The organism is Streptomyces sp. NPDC056231 (assembly GCF_048270745.1).
Taxonomy (GTDB): domain Bacteria; phylum Actinomycetota; class Actinomycetes; order Streptomycetales; family Streptomycetaceae; genus Streptomyces.
Window position 1 is genome coordinate 126479 of record NZ_JBLVKW010000011.1, and the last position, 17769, is coordinate 144247.

Genomic DNA, 17769 nt, shown 5'->3' on the forward strand with positions numbered 1-17769 from the left:
CCGCACCACGCAGTTGGCGCGGCCGGACTTCCCCTCTACAGTGCCACCGAAGCGACTCATTAACCGAAGAAGCTCAACCGGACTTTACGGTTGGTATTGCTCCTGTTTGTATCGACCAGGCACACCGATTGCCACGTACCCAGTTCCAGTCGTCCGTCGATCACCGGCAATGTGGCGTGCGGTGCGATCAGGGCCGGCAGGACGTGGTCGCGGCCGTGGCCGGGGCTGCCGTGGCGGTGCTGGTAGCGGTTATCCGCGGGCAGGAGTGTGTGGAGGGTGGCGAGGAGGTCCTCCTCGCTGCCCGCCCCGGTTTCCAGGATGGCGATTCCGGCGGTGGCGTGGGGCACGAAAATGTTGAGCAGGCCGTCCCGGCCGACGGCGGCGCGGGTGAGAAACCGTACGCAGTCGTCCGTCAGGTCGGTGACCGTCTCGGCGCCACCGGTCGTGATGTGCAGAACGCTGGTGCTGAAGGCATCGGGCATGCCCCCATCTTCTCGCTCGTGGCGCGAGACGGCGCGTCCACGTTCCGAGATCGGCGGTGCCGGTCGCGGTGACCGGTGAACAACACCTCGTCCGGTATGGATACGTCAGGTGGCGTGGAGCACTGGCGCCGAGTAACCGTCCTCGCGGCCTGCCCGCAAGGTCTTCTCGAGAAGTGTGAACGACTTGGGTGTACCGCCCGGCTGCGGCTTGCCCGCCTTATGGCCAACGACCCGGTAGCCGTCGTCCAGGTAGTAGGCGTTCAGGCGTGCGTTGCCGGCCAGGCAGTCCAGACGTACGAACGTCCGCCCCGCGGTGGCCACGCGGTGTTCCGCGGCTTGCAGCAGCAGTCGCCCGGTCCCGGGCAGGGCGCTGCTGCGGTCCACCATCAGCCGGTGCACGTAGCCGGCCACCGGCGGCTGCAATCCCCAGGCCTCCTCGTCCTCCCACCACAACTCCCAGGCCCCGGCCACGCGGTCGTCGACCTCGGCGAGCCAGACTTCGCCGCCGCTCCCAATGATCCGGCGGAAGTGGTCCTCATCCAGTTCGCCGGGCTGCCACTGGCCGGTGATGCCCTGGGCGAGCATCCAGCGGGCGGCATCGTCACGCAGGCGAACGAGAGTGGCGAGGTCGGCATCCTCGGCGAGGCGGAAGGTCAGATCGTTCATCGCGCGATCCTCGCACGAACCTCCGTGAGCTCCCAGAGACGCTCGGCGCTTGTCGACCGTTCCGGCATCGCCGCTGCTGGGGGGCCTGCCATGAACGGGTGCCCGGCGTCCGCTCCGGTGGGCGCCGCTGCTGATAACCGGGGCCGCCGACCGGGAAGATCCCCGGGCTCGAATTAGTTGGTAGAAGCGTGAACAACTTTGGGGTCGGGGCAGCACGGAAAGTGGACGTGGTCGTGATCGGCGCCGGACAGGCTGGTCTGTCCGGCGCCTATCATCTGCGCCGCGCAGGTCTGGAGCCCGACCGCGACTTCGTCGTGCTCGACCACGCGCCCCGTCCGGGCGGCGCCTGGCAGTTCCGGTGGCCCTCACTGACGTACGGCAAGGTCCACGGCATGCATGCGCTGCCCGGCATGGAGCTCTCCGGCGCCGACGACAGCCGCCCGTCGTCCGAAGTGATCGGCGAGTACTTCGACGCGTACGAGCGCACCTTCGACCTGCGGGTCCACCGGCCCGTGGAAGTGAGTGCGGTGCGGGAGGGCGGCGGCGGGAGATTGCTTGTCGAGACCTCCGAGGGTGCGTATGCCACGCGCGCTCTGATCAATGCCACCGGCACCTGGGACCGGCCGTTCTGGCCGCGCTACCCGGGCCAGGAGACCTTCCGGGGGCGTCAGCTGCACACCGCGAACTATCCAGGGTCTCAGGAGTTCGCCGGGCGGCGGGTGGTCGTGGTCGGTGGCGGCGCCTCCGGCACTCAGCATCTGATGGAGATCGCCGAGGTGGCGGCGGAAACCTTCTGGGTGACGCGTCGGCCTCCGGTCTTCCGCGAGGGACCGTTCGGCGAGGAGCAGGGGCGGGCCGCCGTCGCCTTGGTGGAGGAGCGCGTACGGCGGGGGCTGCCGCCGCAGAGCGTGGTGAGTGTGACCGGGCTGCCGGTCACCGACGCCGTGCGGCGGGCCCGGGAAGAGGGAGTGCTCGACCGCCTGCCGATGTTCGACCGGATCACTCCGACCGGGGTGGCGTGGGACGACGGGCGGACGGTGGACGCCGATGTGATCCTCTGGGCGACCGGGTTCCGCGCCGCCATCGACCATCTCGCGCCGTTGCGGCTGCGCGAGCCCGGCGGCGGTATCCAGGTCGAAGGCACACAGGCCGTACGGGACCCGCGGGTCCATCTGGTCGGGTACGGGCCGTCGGCGAGCACCATCGGCGCCAATCGGGCAGGGCGAGCGGCGGTGCGTGCCATCAGGCACCTGCTGAAGGCCGGCACGGACGACGCCGTCGGCCGCGGGGGCGAGCACACCGCCGCTCTGGTGTGACATCGCCCTAGGACGACACGGCTCCGCACCGCGAGAACAGAACACGCGAACAGGGGATCGGATGTTCGCTGGAACGCGTGATCGCATGGCCGATCGTTGCTCAACTCGCCTGCGGCACCTGATGATTACAGGGCGCAAACAACGGGCTGCAGACCGCGACTGCGCTGTCCCGGAGATACACCATGTACGAGGAGATACACCTGATGAACGTCCTGACCAACCTGCTTGCCGGACTCGTCCACTTCGTGGGTTGGCTCGTCTGACCTCTGCTCCGCCCCGGCGCCGCCGCTCCCCGTCCCACGGGAGCGGCGGCGCCGTCGCACGTGCGGTCTCAGCATCGGCTCCCCGGCCCGGTGAACTCGGGCAGGGCAGCGAACTCGGTTACCACGGTGACCGTCTCCGCGATCGCGCCGAGGGTGCGGCGGACCCGGGTGACGAGGTGGTCGGGGAACTCGGCGTCCCACCGCTCCTGGTCGGCCGCGTGGACGGCCGCCCGCCCAGGACGTCAGGAGCGTAGAGGGTGGGGCCGGAAGTGCTGCGCCGGCCCCACCTTGGCCAGCGCCACCACTTCCCGCATCCCTGTCATTCCATGTTCGGCCGTCTGAGCCTTCACCACCGTGCTGCGCCCGGCGCGCGGCACGGTAGAGCTTCCTCAGCTTGTCACGGGGTCGAGTTGGGTGTCCCGGCGGACCAACGCGGCATAGCGGCCGTCCTGCTGGAGCAACTCCTCGTGGCTGCCGCGCTCGGCAGTCCGGCCGCCGTCGAGGACGACGATCTGGTCCGCGTCGCGAACGGTGGAGAGGCGATGAGCGATGGTGATCGTGGTGCGCCCTGCGGACAGTGCGTCGATCGCCTCCTGTACGGCGAATTCGGTACGGGTGTCGAGGGCGCTGGTCGCCTCGTCGAGGATCAGGACGGGCGGATCTCGCAGGATGGTGCGGGCGATGGCCAGCCGCTGTTTCTCGCCGCCGGAGAAGCGGTAGCCGCGCTCGCCGACCAGGGTGTCGTAGCCGTCAGGCAGCGAGGCTATGTGGTCGTGGATCTGTGCCGCGCGGGCAGCCGCCTCGATCTCGGCATCCGTCGCGTCCGGCTTGGCGAAGCGCAGGTTCTCGGCGACGGAGGCGTGGAAGAGGTACGTCTCCTGGGAAACCACACCGACGGCCCGGGCGAGCGTGTCGAAGTCCAGTTCGCGTACGTCGACGCCGTCGAGCGTGACCCGGCCGCCGGTGACGTCGTACAGCCGTGGCACCAGGTAGCTGAGCGTGGACTTGCCGGAACCGGTGGGCCCGACAACGGCGAGGCTGCCGCCGGCCGGCACGGTGACATCGACGCCGCTGAGGGTCGGGCCGCTCTTCTCGTCGTAACTGAAGTCCACGTCCTCGAAGCGGATCTCGCCGCGGATCTTCTCCAGTTGGACGGGTTCCTCGGGCTCGGTGATGTCCACCCTGAGGTCGAGATACTCGAAGATCCGCTGGAAGAGTGCGAGGGACGTCTGCATCTGCACCCCGGTGGAGAGCAGGCTCACCGCGGGCCGGAAGAGGCCCTGCTGGAGCGAGACGAAGGCGACGAGCGTGCCGATGGAGACAGCGGCTCCGCCGAACTGCAGGGCGAGTCCCGCGGCCCAGTAGATGACGGCGGGCATGGCGGCCATGACGATGCCGATCGTCGACATCCGCCACCGCCCGGCCATGCTGGAGCGCACTTCCAGGTCGACCAGGCGCTCGGACTCGTCGGCGAAGCCCTGGGTGAGGGAGTCCGCCCGGCCCATCGTCCGGCCGAGCAGGATGCCGCTCACGGAGAGGGACTCGGTGACCGTGGCCGCCATGGCGGCCATCTGCTTCTGGCGCTGGGTGGTGATCTTCTTGCGCTCGCGGCCGACCCGGCGGCTGATCCAGACGAAGACGGGCAGCAGGAGGAGCGAGACGAGAGTGAGCCGCCAGTCGAGCGCCAGCATGGCCACGACCGTGGCGATGACCGCCGTCAGGTTGGAGACCAGCGAGGTGGCGGTGGAGGTGACGGTGGCCTGCATGCCGCCGATGTCATTGGCGATACGGGACTGCACCTCGCCGGTGCGGGTCTTCGTGAAGAAGGCGAGGGGCATCCTCTGCAGCTGGGCGTAGACGGACGTGCGCAGGTCATGCATGACGCGCTGGCCGACGGTGGTGGAGATCAGGGTCTGCAGGACGCCGAAGACGCTGTTCATCACGGCGGTGAGAATCATGCCAAGGGCGAGCAGCGAGAGCAGTCCCGTCCGCCCCTGGGGAATGGCCGTGTCGAGGATCTCGCGGAGCAGGAACGGCGAGGCAACGGACACCAACGACGAGGCGCCGACGAGGAGTCCGACCAGCGCGAGCCGGCCGCGGTACGGATGGAAGAGGCGGAGGATGCGGCGCAGCTCGGTGGGTGGCCGCGCACCGTCCCTGGGCGGGGGTGTCCACGTGGGTTCGTCGGGTTTCATGGGCTCCTTCGGCAGGCGTGACGGAGGGAGACTGCCGCATGCGGCAGTCCGACCTTTGCGAGCATAGCTCATTGTTACCTATACTCACAATGAATGTCGTCCTGATATTGTTCCTCCATGGACTCCCCCGACTCCGACGGCCTGCTGGCCGAGCAACTGCTGCGGCTCACCCGCCGGCTCCAGCGCATCCAGAGCCGCCAGCTCGAGCCGATCGGCATCACGCCGGCCCAGTTCCGGCTGCTGCGCACGGTCGCCCACTACGACGGGCCGCCCCGGATGGCGGATCTCGCGCAGCGCCTGGATGTCGTGCCGCGCGCCGTGACCAGCCTGGTCGACGCGTTGGAGGCGAGCGGCCGGGTGCGCCGCGCCCCGGATCCGGACAGCCGCCGGGTGGTCCGGATCGAGATCACCGACGACGGCCGTGCCACGCTGCGCTCGCTGCGCGACGCGCGGAGGGCGGCCGCGGAGGAGATCCTGGCTCCCTTGACCGCCGATCAGCGCGAGGTGCTGGGCGGGCTGCTGTCCACCCTGGTCGCGGGAATGCCGGAGCGCCGCTGCTGAGGCTCCGCCTTCGGATGGTGCCGGGTGCCGGGGCGAGTCGGCGCAGCCCCGTGCCGGGCCGGTTCGCCGGGCGGCCTCGAGGCCTTGCACCGATCATGAGCGGTGTGAATCTTCGCTGTAGAAAGGTGGGAGTACTGCACCGACCCACCGAGGGGGCCATCGCCATGCCGCTGCTGGAACCGAAGCCGGAAGTTCTCCGCCCGGGTGCGGCACGCACCCCGTCCCCCGACCGGGTCCCCGACGTGCGGGCCACGGGCACGCCCGAGCCGCTGCGCGGCGAACTGACCGCGCTGCTCGGACCGGAGAAGGTGTTGTGGACCGTCTCCGACCTGGTGAAATACGCCTCCGACGCCAGCCCCTATCGGTTCGTCCCACAGGTCGTCGTCGTCCCGGAGGATATCGACGACATCTCGGCGATCCTGTCGTACGCACACGGCAAGGGCCGCGAAGTCGTCTTCCGGGCCGCGGGCACCAGTCTGAACGGCCAGGCGCAGGGAGAGGACATTCTGGTCGATGTCCGGCACCACTGGGCGGGCATCGAGGTGCTGGACGACGGTGCGCGGGCCCGGATTCGCCCCGGGACCACAGTCATGCGCGCCAATGCCACCCTCGCCCGGTACGGCAGGCTGCTGGGTCCCGACCCGGCCAGCGCCATCGCGTGCACGATCGGCGGGGTCGTTGCCAACAACGCCTCCGGAATGACCGCGGGCATCACCCGCAATTCGTACCGGACCGTCGCCTCGCTCACCTTCGTGCTGCCGAGCGGCACGGTCGTCGACACGGCCGATCCGGCGGCGGACGAACTGCTCGCCCACGCCGAACCACAGCTGTGCGAGGGGCTGCTGGCCCTGAAGACGGAGATCGAGGCGGACGCGGAGCTGACCGCCCGGATCCGAGCCAAGTACGAGATCAAGAACACCAACGGCTACCGGCTCGACGCGTTCCTGGACGGCTCTACCCCCGTACAGATCCTGCGCGGACTGATGGTCGGCTCTGAAGGCACCTTCGGTTTCATCTCCGAGGTCGTCTTCGACACGCTGCCGCTGGACCGGAAGGTCTCCAGCGCCCTGCTCTTCTTCCCCTCGCTGACCGCCGCCGCCGCTGCCGTGCCCCGCTTCAACGAAGCGGGGGCGATCGCCGTGGAGCTGATGGACGGCAACACGCTGCGGGCGTCGGTGAGCGTCCGGGGAGTGCCCGCGGACTGGGCCGAGCTGCCGAAGGAGACGGCGGCGCTGCTGGTGGAGTTCCGGGCTCCGGACGAACCGGGGCAGGAGGCGTACGAGCAGGCGGCGGCCGCGGTCGTCGAGGGGCTGGACCTGGTCGCGCCGGTCGCCTCGGTGACCAATGAGTTCACCCGCGAGTCCAAGGTCATCTCGGGTTACTGGAAGGCCCGGAAGGCGTTCGTCACCGCGGTCGGCGGCTCCCGCCCGTCCGGTACGACTCTGATCACCGAGGACTTCGCGGTCCCGCCGTCGCTGCTCGCCGACGCCTGCGAAGCCCTCCTCCGGCTCCAGGCGGAGCACGGTTTCGACGCCGCCGTCGCGGGCCATGCCGCACACGGCAATCTGCACTTCCTGCTCGCGTTCGATGCGGCGAAGCCGTCCGATGTCGACCGGTACGCCGCGTTCATGGACGACTTCTGCCGGCTGACCGTGGAGCGCTTCGACGGCTCGCTCAAGGCGGAGCATGCCACCGGTCGCAATATCGCGCCCTTCCTGGAACTGGAGTGGGGCCCGAAGGCGACCGAGCTGATGTGGCGTACGAAGCAGGTCATCGACCCCGACGGGGTGCTCGCGCCGCGGATCGTCCTCGACCGTGACCCGAAGGCCCATCTGCGCGGGCTGAAGACCATCCCCGAGGTCGAGCTGATCGCCGACCCGTGCATCGAGTGCGGGTTCTGCGAACCCACCTGTCCCAGTCACGACCTCACCACCAGCCCGCGTCAACGGATCGTGCTGCGACGGGAGATGATGCGACAGCCCGGCGGTTCGCCGGTGGAGACCGAGCTCCTCGACGCGTACGGGTACGACGCCGTTGACACCTGCGCCGGTGACTCCACCTGCAAACTCGCCTGCCCGGTCGGCATCGACACCGGCGCCATGATGAAGGACTTCCGCCACCAGCGGCACTCATCGCGCGAGGAACGGATCGCAGCACTCACCGCAAGGAACTTCAAGGCGGTGGAGACCTCGGCGCGGCTCGCGGTCGCCGCGGCCGACAAGATCGGCGATCGGCTGCTGGAAACCGTCACCGGCCTCGCCCGCAAGGCCGTACGCCCCGATCTGGTGCCCGAGTGGCTGCCCGAGATCCCCGGCGCGGCGCCCCGCAAGCTGCCCCGCACCTCGCGGGTCGGGGCGAGCGCCGTCTACTACCCGGCGTGCGTGAACCGCATCTTCGGCGGCCCGGAAGGCCACCGTGGCCCGTCGCTGCCGCAGGCCGTCGTCGCCGTCTCGGCCCGCGCCGGAAAGCCGGTATGGATCCCGGAGGACGTCGCGGGTACCTGCTGCTCGACGATCTGGCATTCCAAGGGATACGACGAGGGCAACGCCGTGATGGCCAACCGCATCGTGGAGGCCACCTGGGGCTGGACAGCCGGCGGAAGGCTTCCCCTGGTCGTCGACGCCTCGTCGTGCACGCTGGGTATCGCCCATGAGGTGGTGCCCTATCTCACCGAGGACAACCGGGAGTTGCACCGGGAGCTGACCATCGTCGACTCCCTCGTCTGGGCGGCCGACGAGCTGCTGCCGGAGCTGACGATCCTGCGGAAGACCGGCTCGGCGGTGCTGCACCCGACGTGCTCCATGCAGCATCTCGGCGACGTGGAGCAGTTGCGTACAGTCGCCGAGGCGTGTGCGGAGGAGGTCGTCGTACCGGACGACGCCGGGTGCTGCGCGTTCGCGGGCGACCGCGGGATGCTGCACAAAGAGCTGACCGCGTCGGCCACGGCGAAGGAGGCGGCCGAGGTCAACTCCCGTGAGTACGACGCCTATCTCTCCGCGAACCGGATGTGCGAGATCGGCATGGACCGGGCTACGGGGCGCGCGTACCACTCGGTCCTGATGGAACTGGAGCGGGCGACGCGCCCCTGACACGTCTCTCGCACGAGCGCGTACGCAACCGGCCAACCGGGTCCGGCCACATCCACCGGGCCCGGTGGGCGGCGTTCTCCGGACACTCGGTGAGCCGCGTACAAAAGTCCATGGTTTCGGTTTCGAGAGTCCAAGCCCTTGCCTTGCGTATCAGCAGTCTCAACTATCAAGGTCGTGACCGAGGTTCAAAGCAAAAGCCGCGCACGTCAGACCCCCCTCCTGGAGGATCGATGAACGACGCAGCACAGCAGAACCACGGTGTGGAGGACGGTGACGACGGCTCGATGAGCCGTCGTTCGGTCCTGTGGACGACCGCCGCCGGCGTGGCCGGTGCCGGGCTCGGACTGGGCGGTCTCGGCAGCGGCACCGCATCCGCCGCCACCCCCCTCATCCCCGATTCCGCCGCCGGTGGCCAGGCACAGACGGCCACGCCGCAGCGCCAGGGCGCCACCATGGTGGGAGTGCCGTTCGAAGGGCGTTCCACCGTCCGGGTCGGCCTGGTCGGCCTCGGCAACCGCGGCGGGAGCATGATCGATCTCTATCTCGCCGTCCCTGGAGTGCAGGTCGTCGCCGTGTGCGACCCGGTCAAGGAGAAGGCCCAGCGGGCCGCCGCGAAGGTGACCGCCGCGGGTCAGCCGGCGCCCGCCGTCTACACCAACGGCGAGGCCGACTACGAGAATCTCTGCAAGCGCGGGGACATCGACTTCATCCATGTGGCGACTCCCTGGGACTTCCACTTCGAGATGGCGAAGACCGCCATGCTCCACGGCAAGCATGTCGGGGTGGAGTGTCCGATCGCTCTCCAGCTCGATCAGCTCTGGGAGCTGGTCAATCTTTCCGAGCGCACCAGACGGCACTGCATGCAGTTGGAGAACTGCTGTTACGGGCGGAACGAGATGCGGGTGCTCCGCATGGCGCACGCCGGTCTCTTCGGCGACCTGCTGCACGGCGCGGGCGCGTACAACCACGATCTGCGCGGCCTGATGTTCGATCCGGACTACTACGAGGGTCCATGGCGCCGGCTGTGGCACACCCGGCTGCGCGGCGACCTCTACCCCAACCACGGGTTCGGTCCGGTCGCCAACTACATGGATCTCAACCGCGGGGACCGTGCGGTGAGCATCACCAGCGTCGGTTCGCCGTCCCTGGGACTCGCCGAGTACCGGAAGAAGCACATGCCGGCAGGTGACCCGAGCTGGAAGGAGACCTATATCGAGAGTGACCGCACGATCAGTCTCGTCCAGACCGCCAAGGGACGGGTCATCCGGCTGGAGCACGACGTGTCCACACCGCATCCGTACTCGCGGATCAACAGCCTCGGCGGCACGAAGGGGCTCTTCGAGGACTATCCGGCCCGCATCTATATCGAGCCCGACCACACCAACGACACCTGGGGCAGCTTCGGCGCGTACGCCGACTGGGACCACTGGCTGTGGAAGGAACACGCCAACCCGCCCGGCGGGCACGGCGGAATGGACTACCTGCTGGTGTTCCGGCTGATGCAGTGCATGCGTCTGGGGCTCGTTCCCGACTTCGATGTGTACGACGCGGCGACCTGGACGTCTCCCGTACCGCTCAGCCACCTCTCCATCAAGGCGAAGGGCGCGCCGCAGCAGATCCCGGACTTCACCCGCGGCGAGTGGAAGAACGCCCGCCCCGGCATGGACTCGGAGAAGCCCGCGAAGGCCTGACGGCCGGCACGACACTGCGGGGCCCGGCCGCAAGGGCCGGGCCCCGCAGTGCGACCTCCCGCGGTCCGCTCGGTGACCTTGGCGCGAAATACGCATTCCGCGGAGAAAACCCTTTGCTTCGACCGGAGCCCCCGGGTGAACCTTGCACGGTTTGAGTCAGTCACCGAACAACAACCGAACCTCAGAACCACGGGACGTCATGCACATTCGCGATCTTCCCTACTCGGATCCCGGCGATCCCGATGTCCGGTCAGGCCCACGCTTCCTGCTCTGGCTCGGCCGCAACCAGATCCGCGGACAGCTCAAGTCCACGGCCTGGGGCCTGCTGCACGAGTGCTCCGTCGCGGGGCTGCCGCTGGCCGTCGGCTTCGCCGTCCAGGCCGTCGTCGACCGTTCCGGCAGTCGGCTCGCGCTGGCCGGCGGGCTGATCGCCGTCCTCGGTGTGCTGATCGCGGCCGGCGACACCATGCTCCACCGGACCGCCGTCACCAACTGGATCACCGCCGCCGCCCGCGTCCAGCAGCTACTGGCCCGCAAGACCGCCGAACTCGGGTCCGCATTGACCCGCCGGGTCGCCGCGGGCGAGGTCGTCGCAGTGTCCACCGGCGACGTCGAGAAGATCGGCTGGTTCGTCGAGGCACTCTCCCGCTTCGCCGCTGCCGCCGTCGCTCTCGTGCTGATCTGTGTCGGACTCGTCCTCTATCTGCCGTCGCTGGGGGCGCTGGTGGCACTCGCTGTGCCGCTCCTGGCACTGGCCGTGCTGCCGCTGCTCCCCCGTGCCACCCGGCGCGCGGACCTTCAGCGCGAGAAGGCCGGAAAGGCCACCGAACTGGCGTCGGACACCGTGGCCGGTCTGCGGGTTCTGCGCGGGATCGGCGGCGAGGAGCTGTTCCTCGGCCGCTACCGGCGTGCCTCGCAGGAGGTCCGCAGGGCAGCCGTCCGCAGCGCGCAGATGTGGTCGCTGATCTCGGCGATCCAGGTCCTACTGCCGGGCGTGCTGCTCATCTCGCTGGTCGTGTACGGGGCGACGCTGGCCCGCGAGGACCGGATCGAGGTCGGCCAACTGGTCACGGTGTACAGCGCGGCGACGCTGATGCTGTTCCCGCTGCGGCGCTTCGAGGAGATCGCAATGGCGTACTCCTTCTCACGGCCGTCCGCCAAGCGGGCCGTGCGGGTGCTGTCGCTGCACCGCACCGCGGAGCCGTCGACCGTCGACGTGGTGCCTTCCGGTGATCTGTACGACCCGGTCACCGGGCTGATGGCCCCTGCGGGCAGATTCACCGCGGTGGTCTGCGGCGACCCGGACGAGGCCGGCCGACTGGCCGAACGGCTCGGCGGGCACGCCGAGCCGGCCGCGGAGCAGGACACGACGGATGATGCCCCCGAGGGCACGCCGTCGCCGGAGAAGTACCCGTCCGTCCTGCTCGGTGGCGTACCGCTGGACGAGCTGTCGCTGGCGGCTGCCAGGACCGCGGTGCTGGTCCAGGACAAGGACCCGGTGCTGCTCTCCGGGACACTCCGGGAGCTCCTGGACGTGCCGTCGTCCGGCCAGGTGACCGCTGAGCAGGCGCTGGCCGCCGCCCAGTGCGATGACGTGCTCGACGCGCTGGCACAGGCCTCGGTGACCAGGGACGGCAATCCGATGACGACCAGGATCACCGAGCGCGGCCGGTCGCTCTCCGGCGGCCAGCGGCAGCGGCTCGCCCTGGCCCGCTCCCTGGTCACCGATCCGGAAGCACTGGTTCTCGACGAGCCGACGTCCGCCGTCGACTCGCACACCGAGGCCCGGGTCGCCGCCGGCATCAAGGCGCTGCGCCAGGGTCGTACGACCGTCGCGTTCGCCTCGTCGCCGCTGCTGCTGGACCTCGCGGACCGGGTGGTGCTGGTGCACCGGGGCACCGTGACAGCAGTCGGTACGCACCGCGAACTGCTGCACACCGAACCGCGGTACCGGGAGGTCGTCACCCGGGAGACAGACGACGAGATCGCGGCACTGACCGCACCGGACGAGATCGACGGGGTCAGCGAAGTCAGCGGGATCAAGGCGATCGAACAGATCGAAGGAATTGAGGAGAGGGCATGATCGGCGTCGCACCACCGACGTACGACCCGGCCGCCCCGGAGTCGGCGACAACGCTGCCGGTCGGCACCCCCATCACGGTGCGCAGCTATGTACGGGACCTGATGCGGCGCCACCGCAAGCCGTTCGCCGTACTCATCTCGGTCAACGCCGTGGCGGTGATCGCCTCGATCGTCGGGCCGTATCTGCTGGGCGGACTGGTCGAGGACCTGTCGAACGGGGTCGCCGACCTCCATCTGGAGCGCACCGCCACGGTGTTCGGGCTCGCACTGCTCGTACAGACCGTGTTCACCCGGATGATGCGGCTGCGCAGCGCGATGCTCGGCGAGGAGATGCTGGCCGATCTGCGCGAGGACTTCCTCGTGCGGTCGGTCGCGCTGCCGCCGGGCGTGCTGGAGCGGGCCGGGACCGGTGATCTGCTCTCCAGGATCACCACCGACATCGATCGGCTGGCCAACGCGATGCGGGAGGCCGTGCCGCAGCTGGCGATCGGTGTGGTGTGGGCGGGGCTGCTGCTCGGTGCCCTCACCGTGACCGCTCCCCCGCTGGCACTCTCCGTCCTGATCGCGCTGCCGGTGCTGATCCTCGGGTGCCGCTGGTACTTCCGCCGGGCGCCGTCCGCGTACCGCTCGGAGGCCGCCGGATACGCGGCGGTCGCCGCGATGCTGGCGGAGACCGTGGACGCCGGACGGACGGTGGAGGCGCACCGTCTCGGCGCGCGCCGGGTGGCGCTGTCGGACCGGCGGATCAAGGAGTGGACGGCATGGGAGCGGTACACGCTGTTTCTGCGTTCGGTGCTCTTCCCCGTCATCAATGTCACGTACGTGACGATCCTCGGCGCGGTGCTGATGCTCGGCGGCTGGTTCGTCATCGAGGGATGGCTCACCGTCGGACAGCTGACGACGGGTGCGCTGCTGGCACAGATGATGGTCGACCCGATCGGTCTGATCCTTCGCTGGTACGACGAGTTGCAGGTCGCGCAGGTCTCGCTGGCCCGGCTGGTCGGCGTGCGGGACATCGAACCGGACGCGGGCGACAAGGAGGTCGCCCCGGACGGCCGGGACGTCCGGGCGGACGATGTGCGCTTCGGCTACCGCGCCGGGGTCGACGTGCTGCACAAGGTGTCCCTCGACGTCGCCCCGGGCACGCGCCTCGCGCTGGTCGGTCCGTCCGGTGCGGGCAAGTCCACGCTCGGCCGGCTGCTGGCCGGGATCTACGCCCCGCGCAGCGGTGAAGTCACCCTGGGGGGTGCGCAGTTGTCACAGATGACAGCGGAGCAGGTGCGTACGCATGTGGCGCTGGTCAACCAGGAGCACCATGTGTTCGTCGGTTCGCTCCGCGACAACCTGCTGCTGGCCCGTGACGGCGCGCAGGACGCGGAGCTGTGGGCGTCGCTCGCCGCGGTCGACGCGGACGGCTGGGCGAAGGCGCTGGGCGAGGGTCTCGACACCGAGGTCGGTTCGGGCGGTCTGTCCCTGACCCCGGCGCAGGCGCAGCAGATCGCCCTGGCCCGGCTGGTGCTGGCCGATCCGCACACGCTGGTGCTGGACGAGGCGACCTCGCTGCTGGACCCGCGGGCGGCCCGGCATCTGGAGCGCTCGCTGGCGCGGGTGCTCGACGGCCGAACGGTCGTGGCGATCGCGCACCGGCTGCACACCGCGCACGACGCGGATGTCATCGCGGTGGTCGAGAGCGGCAGGATCAGCGAACTGGGCAGCCATGACGAGCTGGTTGCGGCGGACGGCGCGTATGCGGCGCTGTGGCGGTCCTGGCACGGCTGAGCGGCGAAGGCGGAGGTGGTGCGCGGACCGTCACCGGTTCGCGCACAGCCACGCGTCCAGAGCGGCGAAGCCCACGCCGGTGGGCCCCAGCGCGCGGTCGACACGATGGAGGACAGCCGGCCCGGGAGATCGTTCTCGCGCACCGTCTGGTGCCACGTGAATCGGCCTGATCCCCCGGCGGCCGGGTGAGGTGCTCAGATGTAGTTGAGGGCGGCCGCCCCGCCCACTCCCCCGAGCACCATGAACGCGGGCATGAGCACCTTCAGCTCCACCCAGCTGCCTGCGCGGAACCGCATGCCCTTCGGCGGCCCGATCGGGTACCAGCGCTTGCGGCCCAGCGGTATCGGCCACAGGATCGGGCAGCCGGAGACGGTCAGCGCGTCGCCGATGTCATGGACGAGTGCGCCGAGGACGATCGGCAGCCCGAGCCAGAGATACTCCTGGCCGGGGGCGCTGAAGAGCCAGTCCGAGCCGTTGCCAGGCTTGTCGAGGACACCGGCCAGTATCCAGGCGCTGGTCGCGCCGAGCAGCCACACCAGGACGTCGCTGGACATCCGGGCAGCCCGCCACAGCAGTCCTTCGACGGCGAGCACGAGGTGGACGAAGAGGATGGCGAGGACCGCCCACCGGCCGCCGGTAATCGCTGCGGCGGAGGCCCCGGCGCCGATCAGCACCGCCCAGAGCCAGGTGTGCGTCAGAGTCCGGTGACCGCCGTTGCGGCGCGGGTCGCCGGAGCCCCTGGTCGCCTTGTAGACGGCGTGCGAGAGCTTGTCGACGATCTCGCAGAGTCCGCGGGAGACCGGTCCGAAGGCGCGCGAGATGGTCGCGGACTTGTGGTCGAGGTCCGGGGCGAGCGCGGCACCCGCGGTGATCAGTGCTCCGACGACCAGGACGGGCCACGGCATCGTATGGCCCGCGGCTGCCGCCGCCGCGCCCACCCCCAGCCAGGCCGCCGCCCCGGACAGCGAGTGTGCCGGTCCCATCATGGTTCTTCCGCCCCCAAAATTTGTCCGGCCGCCATCGCCGTTGCGATGCGGCCGAGTTGAGTGGGCAGCGTATCGTCCGTGATCTTCGTACGGTCGTCCGGTTCCCTCATCCGGGCGGAAGCCAGGCAAGATGGGGGCGTGACCCTTATCGATCAGCTGCCCCCGACCGACGACCCGGACGCCCTCTTCGAGGCCTTCTCGTCATGGACCGAGACCCAGGGCATCACCCTCTACCCTGCCCAGGAGGAGGCGCTGATCGAGGTGGTCTCCGGGGCGAACGTGATCCTTTCCACCCCCACGGGCTCCGGAAAGAGCCTGGTCGCGGCGGGTGCGCACTTCACTGCTCTGGCCCAGGACAAGGTCACGTTCTACACCGCCCCGATCAAGGCGCTGGTCTCGGAGAAGTTCTTCGACCTGTGCAAACTGTTCGGTACGGAGAACGTCGGCATGCTCACCGGCGACGCCTCCGTCAACGCGGACGCCCCGGTGATCTGCTGCACCGCCGAGGTGCTGGCCTCCATCGCGCTGCGCGACGGGAAGTATGCCGACATCGGCCAGGTCGTGATGGACGAGTTCCACTTCTATGCGGAGCCGGACCGCGGCTGGGCCTGGCAGATCCCGCTCCTGGAGCTGCCGCAGGCCCAGTTCATCCTGATGTCGGCGACGCTCGGTGACGTCAGGATGTTCGAGGAGGACCTGACCCGGCGCACCGGCCGTCCCACCTCCGTGGTGCGCTCGGCGACCAGGCCGGTCCCGCTCAGTTACGAGTACCGGCTGACCCCGATCACCGAGACGCTCACCGAACTCCTGGACACCCGGCAGTCGCCCGTCTACATCGTGCACTTCACACAGGCGGCGGCCGTCGAGCGGGCGCAGTCGCTGATGAGCATCAACATGTGCACCAAGGAGGAGAAGGAGAAGATCGCCGATCTGATCGGCAACTTCCGCTTCACCACGAAGTTCGGCCAGAACCTCTCCCGCTATGTGCGTCACGGCATCGGGGTGCATCACGCGGGCATGCTCCCGAAGTACCGCCGCCTGGTGGAGAAGCTCGCCCAGGCGGGTCTGCTGAAGGTGATCTGCGGTACGGACACGCTCGGCGTCGGCGTCAACGTCCCCATCCGTACGGTGCTGTTCACGGCGCTCACCAAGTACGACGGCACCCGGGTCCGTACGCTGCGCGCCCGTGAGTTCCACCAGATCGCCGGCCGCGCGGGCCGGGCCGGCTTCGACACGGCGGGCTTCGTCGTCGCGCAGGCGCCCGAGCATGTCATCGAGAACGAGAAGGCCGTCAAGAAGGCGGGCGACGACCCGAAGAAGAAGCGCAAGGTGGTCCGCAAGAAGGCCCCCGAGGGCTTCGTCGCCTGGTCGGAGGCCACGTTCGACAAGCTGATCCAGTCCGACCCGGAGCCGCTGACCTCCCGCTTCCGGGTCACGCACACGATGCTGCTGTCCGTGATCGCGCGCCCCGGCAATGCCTTCGAGGCGATGCGGCGTCTGCTGGAGGACAACCACGAGCCGCGCAGGGCGCAGCTGCGCCACATCCGCCGGGCCATCGCGATCTACCGCTCACTGCTGGACGGCGGCGTCGTGGAACAGCTCGCCGAGCCGGACGCGGAGGGCCGCATCGTACGGCTCACCGTCGATCTCCAGCAGGACTTCGCGCTCAATCAGCCGCTGTCCACGTTCGCGCTGGCCTCCTTCGACCTGCTGGACGCCGAATCGCCGTCGTACGCCCTGGACATGGTCTCCGTCGTCGAGTCGACACTCGACGACCCGCGGCAGATCCTCGCCGCCCAGCAGAACAAGGCGCGCGGCGAAGCGGTCGGCCAGATGAAGGCGGACGGAGTCGAGTACGAGGAGCGGATGGAACGGCTCCAGGACGTCACGTACCCGAAGCCGCTGAGCGAGCTGCTGTGGCATGCGTACGACGTGTACCGCAAGAGCCACCCGTGGGTGGGTGACCACCCCGTCTCGCCGAAGTCCGTGATCCGGGACATGTACGAACGGGCCATGACCTTCACGGAGTTCACCTCCAACTACGAGCTGGCCCGCACCGAGGGCATCGTGCTGCGGTATCTGGCAAGCGCGTACAAGGCGCTTGAGCACACCATCCCGGACGACCTGAAGTCCGAGGACCTGGAGGATCTGACCGCCTGGCTCGGCGAGATGGTCCGTCAGGTGGACTCCAGTCTCCTCGACGAGTGGGAGCAGCTCGCCAACCCGGAGGTGGAGACGGCCGAGCAGGCGCAGGAGCGGGCGGACGAGGTCAAGCCGGTCACCGCCAACGCCCGCGCCTTCCGGGTGCTGGTACGCAACGCGATGTTCCGCCGGGTGGAGCTGGCCGCGCTGGACAAGGTCGCCGAGCTCGGCGAGCTGGACGGCGAGGCGGGCTGGGACGAGGACGCGTGGGGCGAGGCGATGGACGCCTACTGGGACGAGTACGAGGATCTGGGCACCGGCCCGGACGCCCGCGGTCCGAAGCTGCTGAAGATCGACGAGGACGCCGCGCACGGCCTGTGGCGGGTACGGCAGACGTTCGCCGACCCGAACGGCGACCACGACTGGGGCATCAGCGCGGAGGTCGATCTGGCGGCCTCCGACGAAGAGGGCCGGGCGGTCGTCCGGGTCACCTCGGTCGGCCAGCTGTGAGCGTGAC

Annotated in this window: 11 protein-coding genes and 1 pseudogene; 7 read left to right on the top strand and 5 right to left on the bottom strand. The window is 69.4% G+C overall.

The genetic code is table 11. The features are described 5' to 3' along the window. Positions 1-59: 59 nt before the first annotated feature. Both ACNPQM_RS12400 and ACNPQM_RS12405 read right to left on the bottom strand, forming a co-directional pair. Positions 60-482 carry a secondary thiamine-phosphate synthase enzyme YjbQ gene (locus ACNPQM_RS12400; RefSeq protein WP_418084017.1) on the bottom strand — a complete coding sequence of 141 codons (423 nt, stop codon included), beginning with the start codon at positions 480-482 and terminating at the stop codon, positions 60-62. 105 nt (positions 483-587) lie between these two features. Then, positions 588-1148, bottom strand: a complete 561-nt coding sequence (locus ACNPQM_RS12405) for a GNAT family N-acetyltransferase (RefSeq protein WP_418084018.1) — start codon at positions 1146-1148, stop codon at positions 588-590. Between the two features lie 188 nt (positions 1149-1336). On the opposite strand from ACNPQM_RS12405, the gene ACNPQM_RS12410 reads away from it, so the two are divergent. After that, entirely contained in the window at positions 1337-2464 is a 1128-nt protein-coding gene (locus ACNPQM_RS12410; RefSeq protein WP_418084019.1) for an NAD(P)-binding domain-containing protein, read from the top strand. 331 nt (positions 2465-2795) lie between these two features. Here ACNPQM_RS12410 and ACNPQM_RS12415 read toward each other — a convergent pair. Then, positions 2796-3116: pseudogene (locus ACNPQM_RS12415) on the bottom strand (hypothetical protein); the annotation flags it as partial. Then, entirely contained in the window at positions 3117-4922 is a 1806-nt protein-coding gene (locus tag ACNPQM_RS12420) for an ABC transporter ATP-binding protein (protein ID WP_358856097.1), read from the bottom strand. A 117-nt stretch (positions 4923-5039) separates the two neighbouring features. Between ACNPQM_RS12420 and ACNPQM_RS12425 the strand changes: the two genes are divergently transcribed. The 5 genes from ACNPQM_RS12425 (at position 5040) to ACNPQM_RS12445 (ending at position 14124) form a co-directional block, all read left to right on the top strand. Then, a complete protein-coding gene (locus ACNPQM_RS12425) occupies positions 5040-5483 on the top strand; it encodes a MarR family winged helix-turn-helix transcriptional regulator (protein ID WP_418084020.1) in 444 nt (147 codons plus the stop codon). Positions 5484-5647: 164 nt separating this feature from the next. Next, on the top strand, positions 5648-8572 hold the full coding sequence (locus tag ACNPQM_RS12430) for an FAD-binding and (Fe-S)-binding domain-containing protein (RefSeq protein ID WP_418084047.1): 2925 nt from the start codon (positions 5648-5650) through the stop codon (positions 8570-8572). A 230-nt stretch (positions 8573-8802) separates the two neighbouring features. Continuing rightward, positions 8803-10263: a Gfo/Idh/MocA family protein gene (locus tag ACNPQM_RS12435; protein WP_358856100.1), complete on the top strand. Its 1461-nt coding sequence runs from the start codon at positions 8803-8805 to the stop codon at positions 10261-10263. A 199-nt stretch (positions 10264-10462) separates the two neighbouring features. Further along, a complete protein-coding gene (locus ACNPQM_RS12440; protein ID WP_418084021.1) occupies positions 10463-12346 on the top strand; it encodes an ABC transporter transmembrane domain-containing protein in 1884 nt (627 codons plus the stop codon). Further along, positions 12343-14124: an ABC transporter ATP-binding protein gene (locus ACNPQM_RS12445; protein ID WP_418084022.1), complete on the top strand. Its 1782-nt coding sequence runs from the start codon at positions 12343-12345 to the stop codon at positions 14122-14124. The genes ACNPQM_RS12440 and ACNPQM_RS12445 overlap by 4 nt, the downstream gene beginning before the upstream one ends. Before the next feature lie 194 nt (positions 14125-14318). On the opposite strand, the gene ACNPQM_RS12450 is transcribed toward ACNPQM_RS12445, so the two are convergent. Continuing rightward, entirely contained in the window at positions 14319-15110 is a 792-nt protein-coding gene (locus ACNPQM_RS12450) for a metal-dependent hydrolase (protein WP_358856103.1), read from the bottom strand. Positions 15111-15248: 138 nt separating this feature from the next. Here ACNPQM_RS12450 and ACNPQM_RS12455 point away from each other — a divergent pair, with 138 nt between their 5' ends. Next, positions 15249-17762, top strand: coding sequence for a DEAD/DEAH box helicase (locus ACNPQM_RS12455; RefSeq protein WP_418084023.1), 2514 nt, complete (start codon positions 15249-15251; stop codon positions 17760-17762). The last annotated feature ends 7 nt before the right edge of the window (positions 17763-17769 follow it).